Here is an 11,035-nt window from a genome sequence, read left to right as displayed (position 1 = left end):
GAAATGAGTTCAGGTCGCGAGGAACGTTGGCCCATAAAGGTTTACTCTATGACAGGGTAGAAAGGCTTGCCCCAATCCTGGTCTGGATTATCCATCATCAGATCGACAAAGACGGGCAGCAGGAATGCCAGGATAGCTGCGCCATCTCTGACTTGCGCGCGATTTACACCGCTATTCCACGTCGAGCCACCGTGAATTAATTGATTGCGCAAGACATACAGTCGATCGAAAACAAAACTCAGTACACGCGCAGTGTCTCCCGCCTGAAAAGCCTGCGCGAACGACTTGGCGGACGCCTTGAAGCGTTCTTCCCAGTCTTCATACCCATCAATACCGTTATGATGCTGCCAGAACGGATTGAACACGTACCGGTTTTCCATGAGCATCCGGACTGGGCCGGTGAACCTCTGCCAAACAGCGCGATAGATCCGTTTTTCATGGTCCAGGGCGACGAGTTTGCCGAAGAAATCCAGAAAGGCTGCGCGCTCGCCTGGTGCGATCGACTGGAATTCTTGCTCATCGGCGTAAGCCGCGTTGAAGGCAATCCAGAGAAACAGGAAGCGTGCGTCGTCATCCCCGTCACATGCTTCGGATCTGCCGACCCAACTGATCGCGCGATGCACCCGTAGCCCCATTGTCTCCGGGAATCCGGCGCGAATAGCCCGCTGCTTTTCTTTGAGAGCACTGAATTCCAAGTTGCCGTCCATCAAAAACCTCCTTTGAAGATTTCTTTTATGGCATCGCCGCGAAATCGGACCGTCGATGGCCTTCCACCATTTTGCGCAAGGCCACGGGCGCAACGACCTCGACCTTGTCGCCCCATTGGTAGAGGTGCCAGGCCATCTCGAGCCATCCAGCTGCGTGGAAGCGAATAATCAGGCTGCCGTCATCTTGCGGCTCAAGGACTTGATCGGGATGAAACTTGAAACCTGCTGCGCGGTCGGCGGCCTCCGGCGAAAAACGCCAGACGACCTCGCCATATTGTTCCGGGTCCTGCCAAACACCGAAGGACTTGGCGGCATAGCCAGCAATGGTGAACCCTTCCTTTTGCGCAAAGCTCTCATCAAGCGCTGTTGCCTCTCGGATGAGATCAATCCTGAAGTTTCGCACCTCATCGGCTTTGGCTGGGTCACGCGCAGCAAGATAGGTGCGATGGCCCAGCAGCACTCCGTGCGGCTCGAGAATTCGCGGCGAGGCGTCTTCATTGTAACGCACGCGTAGCTGGAAGGGCCCGCGCAGCGCCTCGATGATCGCATCCAGGATGTCGGGGGAAACGCTGACGCGCGGCCCGGGTCGCGTCACTTGGCCCATGGCCGTCAGCACCGCCTCTGCATCAGTCTCAACGCGGGCTGCGTTTCGCGAAGACAATCGGGAGAGCAGTCCCTCACGAAGATCAGTAAGGGCCTTGGCATGCCGTAGACGCCCATCGGCCTCTGCGCCGCGCGCCGCGATCTCCAGAGCTTCGACCCCGGTCTCGTGGCGAAGTTGTAGCCGATCAAGATGAGGGTCGGACAAGCGCCAGCGGCGTTTTCTATCTTCTCCGTCCTCAGCGATGACATTTCCGAAGGTGGCTTCAAGCGCATCGGTCATACGTTGCGCGGTTCGATGTGATACCTCGAACTCGGCGCAAATGTCTTCGAGGCTGACGCCGCGGCGTCGAGCCGCCGCCAGCTTTGCGAGGCGGATCAGGTCCTGAGCTTTCGAGAAAGACATAAGCGCACCGAACAAGCCTGTCAGAGTTTGACACCCTCGCAGGTTACGTTTGCTCTAGCGCCCTGTCGAGCCGATTCCCTCAAGCGGATCGTGTCCCGATCAGCAAGGTGGAATTGTTGGCAGGCGCTTCGTGAAACGAAAGGAGCAACAAATGGCTGAACGGGTAATCAGGATCGAACGGGTCTCCCCGCGTGCAGGAACGGTTGAAGAGCCGCAGTTTACAGCGAAAGGCTACAAGCTCGGCGATCCGGTCCATAGAAACCGGAAGCATCACGCGGAGCATGCGGTCTATGTGAAGACACTGGACGACGCCGCGAAGCTGATCGGAAAAGGCTTTTCGCTTTGGATGGAGGCGAAAGGAAAGCGGGCCTCTCTGATATCACCGGAAAGCTTACGCATCGTGCGGGCTTCGTGAGGATTGCCGTTAATTTCCTTTCATCAAGGGGCAATTCTGGTGGTTCTCGGTCGCATTGTTAGGCGGCGCAATGGTGTGTGTGTGACAAATGTTGACACCCTTTATGGTTGATGACCAAGCTGCGCCCAAGTGACGAGTCTGCCTTGGATCGCCTACTATTTTTTTTGATTGAAGGAACGCATGCGGGAATTTGATGGAAACATCCTTTTTTCAGCGACTGACCTGATGCGGTTCATGGGGTGCTCCCATGCAACCCAACTTGATTTGTTGCGCATGCGAGGCGAGGGGCCAGAACCTGGCGAAGATACCGAGGATGCCGCCCTACTGCAAAAGCAGGGGGATGCGCATGAAGCGGCCCATCTGGAAAAGCTGAAGGCGTCCGGGCGTGGTGTGATTGAGATTGAGCGGGGTGATCTGGCAAGAAATTCGGACGAGACACGAGCCGCTCTGGCCACTGGAGCGGACGTGGTTTTTCAGGGTGCGTTTCTTTCTGGCAACTGGGGTGGATGGTCTGACTTTCTGGAACGGGTGGAGTCCCCCTCGGCCCTGGGCCCGTTCAGCTATGAGGTGGCTGACACCAAGCTCAAACGCCGCCCACATCCGAAACATGTTCTGCAATTGGTGCTCTATTCGGACCTGTTGGCCGAGATTCAGGGGTGCGCGCCTGAGTTCGCGCATGTCGAGTTGGGGACAGGCGAAAGAGCCACGCTACGGCTTGCAGATTATGCCCACTATGCGCGAGCCGCCCGCCAACGGCTCGAGGCTTTCGCGACCGAGCCCGCGCCCACACGTCCTGTGCCTTGTTCCGATTGCGCTCTCTGTCGCTGGGCAGATCACTGCAAAAGCATTTGGGTCGCCGAGGACAGCCTGTTCAACGTCGCGAACATCGCCAAAGGGCAGGTCAAGAAGCTTGAGGCCGCCGGGATTGGCACGATGGCAGCGTTGGCCGAGCTTGATCATCCCATCCGGGGCATGGCGGAAAACACTCGACTACGCCTAGTTACGCAGGCGCGTCTTCAACACGCACGCAAGAGCGGCGAGCCCGCCTTCGAATTGCGCTCACCTGAACCCGGGAAGGGCTTCGATCTTCTACCGGAGCCGCAGCCGGGCGACATCTTCTATGACATCGAGGGCGACCCTCACTACGAGGGTGGCCTCGAATATTTGCACGGGCTTTGGTTTGACGGGCAGTTTCGTGCCTTCTGGGCCCATGACCACAAGGCCGAGGCGCAGGCCTTGTCTGATCTGCTGACGTTCTTCCGGCAGCGGCTTGAAGCCTATCCAAAAGCGCGGATCTACCATTACGCCGCCTACGAAATCACTGCCCTGCGTCGCCTCACCACGAAATACGGTATTGGCGAAGCTTTCCTCGACCGCCTGCAGCGCGAGCGCCGGTTCGTCGATCTCTTCGCAGTCGTCCGCGGCGGTTTGATAGGGTCCGAGCCAAATTATTCGATCAAGTCGATGGAGGCCTTCTACGACCGCAAGCGTGAAGGCGAGGTCAAGACAGCCGGCGGTTCGGTCGTCGCCTACGAGAATTGGCGCGAGACGGGTGAGCAACACATCCTCGACGAGATCGAGGATTACAACCGGATCGATTGTATCTCGACCGAGGAATTGCGGGACTGGCTGGTTGGCATCCGGCCGGCGTCGCCCTGGCCGCAACTCGGACCCGATGCCGGTCCCAAAGAGGTAGAAGAAGATGCGGAGACACAAGCTCTCCGCGCAAGCATCGCTGCATCTGGTCTTCCGGAAGATCGGCAGGAGATGTTGTTCAACCTCGGCCTTTTCCACAAGCGTGAAGTCAAACCCGCGCAGTGGGCGGTATTTGACAGTGCGGGCAAGGACGAGGACGACTTGCTTGACGATCTTGATGCGCTGTCGGGCCTACAGGCAACAGATGCAGTCGAGCCGTTCAAGCGTTCCTTTGTGCGCAGCTACCGCTTTCCACCACAGGAGACAAAACTGCGGAGTGGAAAGAAAGCCACGGTGCCGGTATTCGATGGCCCGCCGGTCACTGTAAGTATCGAGGCACTGGACCGAAGCACCCGAGAAGTTACGGTGAAGGCCGGACCTGGAAAAGACCATCTGCTGGCCGATCAGATGTCTCTGCACCCAGATTGGCCACTCGACACCAAAGTGATTGCTAGCGCTCTGCGCGATGTGATCGCTGACCAATGCGGATCTGGTGTCTACCGTGCTGTCGATGACTTACTGTCCCGTGCCGCTCCACGCCTGACCACCGGCCCCCTTCAGCCCGCAACCGATCCTCTCGCTGACACGATCGCGGCCGTCGGCGCAATGGACGAAACCGTGTTGCCCATCCAAGGTCCGCCCGGGACCGGCAAGACCTATGTCACGGCTCGGGCGATCCTGTCCCTCGTGCGGAAAGGCGCGCGCGTGGGTGTCACTTCGAACAGCCATGAAGCGATCCGCAATGTGCTGATTGGATGCTTGGGTGCTCTTGAAGAAGACGACCTACCGATCACGCTGGATCTGCTGCACAAGGTTTCGAGTCCCGATGATGGTTATCCGGACGATTGCCCAATCCGTCGAACCACCGATAATGCCGAAGCTGCGGCCGGGGGACATGTGGTAGGCGGCACAGCCTTCTTCTTTGCCCGCGAAGAGAATGTGCAGGCCTTTGACTGGTTGTTTGTAGATGAGGCGGGACAGGTCGGCCTCGCCAACATGGCTGCCATGGGGAGGGCCGCGCGCAACATCGTGCTGGTTGGCGATCCTCGACAGCTGCCGCAGGTCATCCAAGGGGCGCATCCAGAGCCAGCAAATCTCTCCTGCCTCGATTGGATGTTAAGCGACCACGCGACCGTTCCGCCCGATAGGGGGATATTCTTGCCGGTCTCGCGCCGGATGCATCCAGACGTCTGTCGGTTCATCTCGGATCAAGTTTATGAGGGACGGCTCACGAGCCATGCCGACACCGCGCGCCAGGCTGTGCGCGGAACACAATTCCCAGAGGCTGGGGCTTTTTGGATCTCGGTTGTCCATGAGGGCAACGCACAGGTTTCGCCAGAGGAGGTGGCTGCCATCGCGGCCGCCGCAGGGGATCTTCTGAAGGGAAGCTGGACTGAAAAGGACGGCGCAAATCGCCCGATGCGTCAGTCCGACATCATCGTCGTCGCCCCCTATAACGCACAAGTAAATGCGCTCAGAGACGCGCTGCCTGACGGTATTCGGGTTGGTACGGTCGACAAATTCCAGGGGCAGGAAGCGCCAATTTGTCTCGTCTCCATGACGGCTTCCTCCGCGGACGAGACCCCGCGCGGAATGGAGTTTCTGTTTTCACTCAACCGTATCAACGTGGCCGTGTCCCGTGCAAAGGGGTTGGCACTGGTATTCGGTGCACCACGCCTGCGTGAGGCAAAGTGCGATACGATTGAGCGGATGCGGCTTGTGAACACACTATGTGCTCTGGAGGTACTTAGATGAGTAATCTTACCGAAAGGCGTCGGATCGTATTCCGTCATGTCGACGGAGAGTTGTACGCCGTTGCGCGAAACGGCGGCACAAGGCATCCGGGATACTTGTATCTGCCTTCGGGAGCGGAGCTGTTGGATGAGAATATTGTTGGCACCGAGGATCTCACCGAATTGATGCGCGCTGCATTGGACGAGCACTGCGCTGTACGATGCAAAAATCTGACTTCTGGGGCACAGCACTATCTGAAATTCAGGGAAGACGAACTTTGCAGCTACGAAATCGGCCCGGAAATTGCGGAAACCCTTGGCATTCCAGAGATTGGTAGTGTTGGGGATAAGAAGGCATTGTTGTCGCGCGAAGCCATTGAAGCCGCGATGGATGCCTACGACAGCTACCGCGCAAATGGATCTCATCGGGATATATTCGACGCATTTGGAGAACCGACTGACTACTGGGTGCGCTCTACGCGCGACCGGGAAACCCGAGTTTATCCGACCAAACCGCTCATTGGCTTTGTGCTCAAACCCAAGACCCTTAGTGGTGGATGGAGCAATAGCTCGGGCGCCGCTGCACGCCTCCACAACGCTGGCTTCATAATAGTTAACAAAGAAGATGAGCCCAAGGAGCGGCCTGCACAGTATGATTTCTTATTGGAAGGTGCCGACCGGATCAGACTCTGCGCCGTTAACTATTTCGTCGAGCCGGCGCGGGAAAAGGCGGCAAACGAGGTTAGCATTCGAGCAGGCGATCTCGCAGCGGCAATGGGATTAAAGGACGCCTTTCCAAACATATGCCAAGCTCTTGGAGGCGAAAAATTCCAGACACTTGCGCAAGTGCCGCCGCCTACGAGTACCGAGCCGAACCCAAGCAGCTCGACCGTTTTTACATACACGCTCAATTCCCAACCGGAGGCGGACGCCTTGACCGACACAAACTTTGCACCTTCGCCTTCCGCCGTAAACTTGATCCTCTATGGCCCACCTGGCACGGGCAAGACGTATCAGACGGCATGGGAAGCAGTACGGCTGTGCCTGGGTGACGAGGCTGCCGCTTTCTTAAATGGACAGGATAGCCGAGCAGAGCTCATGAGCACGTACCGCAGCCTCGTGAGCGAGGGGCGCATCGAATTCGTGACCTTCCACCAGTCCATGTCCTACGAGGAGTTCATCGAGGGGCTGCGACCGACCACGGATCAGTCCGAAGACAGCTCGGCGGGCACCGGGTTCCGGCTGGAGCCGGTCCCCGGGATCTTTAGACGCATCTCGGAGCGTGCGGAGAAGGGTGTGCCGACCGTACTGCACGAGAACGTCCTTTCCATCGAGGGGCGGCAGGTCTTCAAGATGTCGATCGCGCGCGCCAACGTGCCCGCGGAGGACTACCTGTTCGAGGAGGCCATCTCCGGGGGACACACGCTCCTCGGCTGGGAGGACATCGACTTCTCCGACGACAGGTTTTCCGATGTCGAAGAGATACAGGAGGCTTGTCGTACCCAAGGTGAGCGCGAAGGCGAGGTTACTCTGCAGTCGGGTCAGGTGAGCCAGGTGGACGTGTTCCGCAACCATTTGGACGTCGGAGACATCATCGTTGTCACCAAGGGCAACCGCCTGTTCCGGGCCATCGGCGAGGTCACGGGCGAATACCAATACCGGCAGCGGGACAACCGGAAATACTGCCACCGGCGGTCCGTGCGATGGCTCTGGGTGGACAGGGATGGGGTTCCCGCCTCCGAGATCTACGATAGCAACTTCACCATGAAGTCGATCTATGCTCTCGATCGGGCCCGCCTCGATACCGTTGCCCTCGAAAGCTACATGAATAGCGGCGGCGATCCAGTGCGTCGCGAGGCAAGACCGCATGTCCTCATCATCGACGAGATTAACCGGGCGAACATCTCCAAGGTCTTCGGCGAATTGATCACGCTTCTCGAGCCCGATAAGCGGCTCGGGATGGCCAACGAAATCCGCCTCACGCTTCCCTATTCCAAGAAGTCTTTTGGGGTACCTCAAAACCTCCATGTCATCGGTACGATGAACACGGCCGATCGCTCCATCGCTCTCCTGGATACAGCACTACGCCGCCGGTTTTCTTTCAAGGAATTGATGCCTGATCCTTCCGTTCTCCCGAGCGACGTCGATGGCGTCGATCTGCAAAAGCTGCTGTCCACGATCAACGAGCGCATCGAGTTTCTGTTCGACCGGGAGCATCAAATCGGGCATGCGTACTTCACTGGCTGCCAGACGCGGTCGGATATTGAAAGCGTCATGCGAGACAAGGTAATCCCACTGCTGGCAGAGTATTTCTACGAAGACTGGTCAAAAGTAGCGGCGGTGCTTGGCGACTCAGCACAGGGTCCTTCCCGCTTCCTCGATGCCAAACGAATTATCGCACCCGGGGGCATGACCGAAGACGACTTCTCCGGCGAAAAGCTGCGTTGGACTGTCAGACACAGATTCGACTTCTCGGAGTTTGCCGCCTGATGCCGGCCTACATCCTGCGCGAATGGGAAACGCTGCCCCATGGCGAAGGGGATGGCTGCATTCCCGAGCATTTTGCTGAGCGCATTGCGGCGCTCGCCAAGGAATCTACCTTTGCCGGCAGCGGCGGCGGAGTGCTCGAGGATCGGCGCAATGAACTGCGAGCGCGTGGTGTTGTGGGCGTCTTGGCAACCGATGGGTGCAGTCTCGAGATCCTTCCAAAGATCGATGTCGAGGTGCAGGCTGGCGAAGCAAAGCAAAACGCTGCCATTCGCAAACGCCTTGTTCACATGCTCGCTGTCGCGCTCAATCTAAAGATCGAGACAGGCCAAGTCACCGATCTCGACTGGCAGCGCGAAACGCTACTGGAAATTCTTATCCGTATTTTTTGCGGCAAGCTAACTGATGCCGTTCGTCGCGGCATGCCACGACGATATGTCGTTCAAGAGGATGACCTTCCGGCTTTGCGCGGGACGCTCAATCTAGCGCGCCAATTCACGCGCCATGCTGCAAACCCCTCGCGGCTGGCGTGCAAGTTCGATGAGCTTTCAGAAGACATCGCACTTAACCGCATCATGAAAGCGACTGTAGCACACCTCTTCAGAATGTCGCGCAACGCCAGCAACCAACAGCGTTTGCGCGAACTTGCCTTCGTCTATGCCGACATTTCCGAAGTTGCCGTTCCCGCGCTGAAATGGGACGAGGTCGTTATCGACCGAACCAACCGGGCCTGGCTGGAGTTGTTCGGGATGGCGCAACTCTTCCTGCGCAATCGTTACCAAACGACGAGCGCTGGCTCGGGAAGGGGGACTGCACTGCTCTTTGAGATGAATGCGCTTTTTGAGGAATACATCGGTCGGTTGCTCACGCGTGCTCTAGCAGGAACAGAGTATCGGGTGACTCTTCAGGGCGGAAGGTTGTACTGTCTGACGTCGCTGGACGATGAGCGCCCAGTCTTTCAGACGAAACCCGATATCTTGATTTGGCGCGCGGGACATGTCGCTCACGTTATCGATACAAAATGGAAGCGGATCTCGTCACGGATCGACGACCGCAAACAAGGCGTTTCACAGGGTGATGTTTACCAGATGATGGCCTACGCTCAGCTCTATGGTGCGCCGCGTCTTACACTACTGTATCCGCATCATCCGGGGTTGGGACGCAAAGAATTTGTCCATGCCAGGCATCAAATTACCGGCCACGAAACCATTCTTGAGACGGCGAGCATCGATGTCGCCAATGGTGACGACATACTCGGTAGACTTCGAAGTTTGATCTTCGTCGACGAGGCTAAAGGGTCGCTGAACAGTCCAATTTGACTGGCTACTGAATTCTCGAGCAGGCGTGCCGAACCGCACAATCTCCCGGCACGCCTGCAAATGTCGCAACCACGTGATCGGTTGCGCAGTCGGCGAAAACTCAGCCGACCTGGTGGGCTCCGAACGGGTTCGCCGCCATCCCCACCACCGCGCTCGATCCGACCCGCCGTCCGGCGTCTCCCGCGGTCCCCGCGCTTATCGGGTCCGGGTCCCCTTTAGTTCTGATTGCTTCTGCTACTGCGTCTCGGGTAGCGGGGTGGAAGCCATCTCGGTGATAGCTTGGAATTCCGCAAGAAATTCCGGTCGGTGCTGCATAAGGTACCGAGCGATACGGGCGTTCTGGAGCAACTTTCCCAAATACCCTTTTACGACAGTCAGCTGCAGATGATCCTTCCCATACGAGTCCCGAATCGAGGTGAAACCTTCCTGCAGTCGGGCTAGTTCCTGTTCCATGCGCACCATGGCCTCGGGAGTAATTCCTTTCATCTTCTTAGGTTTTTTCGTGTCCACCAATTGCGCCTGAGGCGTTCCCGCAAGGATCGCAGAGATGTATGCCGGAGTGTAATTGTTCGCGTTCATCATCAGCTCGGCCGCCTCGATCTGGCGCACTGCTTTCATCTTGCGCAGTGTCTCGAACACAGCCGTTGCGCAGTGTTTGTCCTTCAGAATGCCCACAGCCTCTTCGCAGATACCGTCGAGCAACCTTGCCTTGCGCACAATGCTGCGCGGATTGAGATCCAGCGCTAGGGCGATTTTTTCCTCGGAGACCCCGCGCTCGATAGCCTTGCGGATCATCTTGTGCTCCTGGATCGGTGCAAGGCGGCTGATCCGCTTATTGTAGGTGAAAGCCTCGTCGTCCGTGGAAATCAGGCATTCGACCCGTTCGATGCCTAGATCCTTCAGCACCTCGATCCGGATGTGTCCATCGAGCAGCATGTAGGTGTCTTGCTCACCCGTGGATCGCGTGACCACCGGCGGTTCTACCAGGCCAACCTCTTTGATCGACGCGGTGATCTGGCGGTACTTGCGGCTGGATTTAACCGATGCGCTTAACGCCTTCACGGGCATGCAAATCCATCGCTCCTGTCGGAATCAACGGTTGAATTCTTCGCACTCATGTAAAGCGAAGGAGTGTGGAATGTCGTTTCCGAAAAAGGGCAAGTTCTTTCCAAGGGAAAACGGATATGATGGAAATGGCGGTCATCAGACGAGTGGCTGCTTTGCCGATGAAATTGCATCGGCACTGAAGCGGTCCCTTGGCGACAGCCGGGCGGGCGTGAAGACCGTGGTGGCGTGGACGGGTGCCAACGAGAAGACGGTGAAGAACTGGTTCTCGGGGACTTACGGTCCGAGTGGGGCGCATCTGATTGCGCTGGCGCGACACTCCGACGAGGTGCTGGGTACCTTCCTGGCCATGGCTGGGCGCGAGGATCTGATGGTGGCTATCAAGCTTGCTGGTGCAGAGGAGGCAATTTCTGATCTGCTTGATGCGGTGCGCCGGCTTGGTGCCAACGATCAAACTGACCAGGATAGTTGATCTGCCGGGCAGGCCGTAAGCTTACTTACCGACCTGGGCGGTGACGGAGTCTTTCATTGAGTTTGGCTCAAAGATATTTCCCTGCTTTCACGAAAAAAGTACCCTGTTCACCATCAAAAAGTTCCCTGTTTTTTCT

At 57.6% G+C, this 11,035-nt stretch carries 8 protein-coding genes; 5 read left to right on the top strand and 3 right to left on the bottom strand.

The window, feature by feature from the left end:
• Positions 1 to 41: 41 nt before the first annotated feature.
• Positions 42 to 707, bottom strand: a complete 666-nt coding sequence (locus tag AC2FLU_RS02270; protein ID WP_496811832.1) for a hypothetical protein — start codon at positions 705 to 707, stop codon at positions 42 to 44.
• A 25-nt stretch (positions 708 to 732) separates the two neighbouring features.
• Positions 733 to 1,713: a helix-turn-helix transcriptional regulator gene (locus AC2FLU_RS02265; RefSeq protein WP_496811831.1), complete on the bottom strand. Its 981-nt coding sequence runs from the start codon at positions 1,711 to 1,713 to the stop codon at positions 733 to 735.
• A 151-nt stretch (positions 1,714 to 1,864) separates the two neighbouring features.
• Between AC2FLU_RS02265 and AC2FLU_RS02260 the strand changes: the two genes are divergently transcribed.
• The 4 genes from AC2FLU_RS02260 (at position 1,865) to AC2FLU_RS02245 (ending at position 9,362) form a co-directional block, all read left to right on the top strand.
• The gene (locus AC2FLU_RS02260; protein ID WP_496811830.1) at positions 1,865 to 2,128 is read left to right on the top strand and encodes a hypothetical protein; all 264 of its coding nucleotides are present in this window, start codon (positions 1,865 to 1,867) and stop codon (positions 2,126 to 2,128) included.
• Between the two features lie 180 nt (positions 2,129 to 2,308).
• The gene (locus AC2FLU_RS02255) at positions 2,309 to 5,578 is read left to right on the top strand and encodes a TM0106 family RecB-like putative nuclease (protein ID WP_496811829.1); all 3,270 of its coding nucleotides are present in this window, start codon (positions 2,309 to 2,311) and stop codon (positions 5,576 to 5,578) included.
• A complete protein-coding gene (locus AC2FLU_RS02250; RefSeq protein ID WP_496811828.1) occupies positions 5,575 to 8,046 on the top strand; it encodes a DUF8426 domain-containing protein in 2,472 nt (823 codons plus the stop codon). The genes AC2FLU_RS02255 and AC2FLU_RS02250 overlap by 4 nt, the downstream gene beginning before the upstream one ends.
• On the top strand, positions 8,046 to 9,362 hold the full coding sequence (locus AC2FLU_RS02245; RefSeq protein ID WP_496811827.1) for an McrC family protein: 1,317 nt from the start codon (positions 8,046 to 8,048) through the stop codon (positions 9,360 to 9,362). The genes AC2FLU_RS02250 and AC2FLU_RS02245 overlap by 1 nt, the downstream gene beginning before the upstream one ends.
• A gap of 234 nt (positions 9,363 to 9,596) precedes the next feature.
• Here the strand turns inward: AC2FLU_RS02245 and AC2FLU_RS02240 are convergent, their stop codons facing one another.
• Entirely contained in the window at positions 9,597 to 10,430 is an 834-nt protein-coding gene (locus tag AC2FLU_RS02240; protein WP_496811826.1) for a plasmid partitioning protein RepB C-terminal domain-containing protein, read from the bottom strand.
• 70 nt (positions 10,431 to 10,500) lie between these two features.
• Here AC2FLU_RS02240 and AC2FLU_RS02235 point away from each other — a divergent pair, with 70 nt between their 5' ends.
• The gene (locus tag AC2FLU_RS02235; RefSeq protein WP_496811825.1) at positions 10,501 to 10,899 is read left to right on the top strand and encodes a hypothetical protein; all 399 of its coding nucleotides are present in this window, start codon (positions 10,501 to 10,503) and stop codon (positions 10,897 to 10,899) included.
• Positions 10,900 to 11,035: the final 136 nt, after the last annotated feature.

The sequence above is a fragment of the Ruegeria sp. SAZD013 genome, assembly GCF_059612525.1.
Note: the sequence above shows the minus strand (reverse complement) of the source record. Positions and strands in the feature narration are given on the sequence as shown.

Coding starts and splice junctions, on each gene's coding strand:
- AC2FLU_RS02270 (WP_496811832.1), bottom strand. CDS start 707: ATGGACGGCAACTTGGAATTCAGTGCTCTCAAAGAAAAGCAGCGGGCT.
- AC2FLU_RS02265 (WP_496811831.1), bottom strand. CDS start 1,713: ATGTCTTTCTCGAAAGCTCAGGACCTGATCCGCCTCGCAAAGCTGGCG.
- AC2FLU_RS02260 (WP_496811830.1), top strand. CDS start 1,865: ATGGCTGAACGGGTAATCAGGATCGAACGGGTCTCCCCGCGTGCAGGA.
- AC2FLU_RS02255 (WP_496811829.1), top strand. CDS start 2,309: ATGCGGGAATTTGATGGAAACATCCTTTTTTCAGCGACTGACCTGATG.
- AC2FLU_RS02250 (WP_496811828.1), top strand. CDS start 5,575: ATGAGTAATCTTACCGAAAGGCGTCGGATCGTATTCCGTCATGTCGAC.
- AC2FLU_RS02245 (WP_496811827.1), top strand. CDS start 8,046: ATGCCGGCCTACATCCTGCGCGAATGGGAAACGCTGCCCCATGGCGAA.
- AC2FLU_RS02240 (WP_496811826.1), bottom strand. CDS start 10,430: ATGCCCGTGAAGGCGTTAAGCGCATCGGTTAAATCCAGCCGCAAGTAC.
- AC2FLU_RS02235 (WP_496811825.1), top strand. CDS start 10,501: ATGTCGTTTCCGAAAAAGGGCAAGTTCTTTCCAAGGGAAAACGGATAT.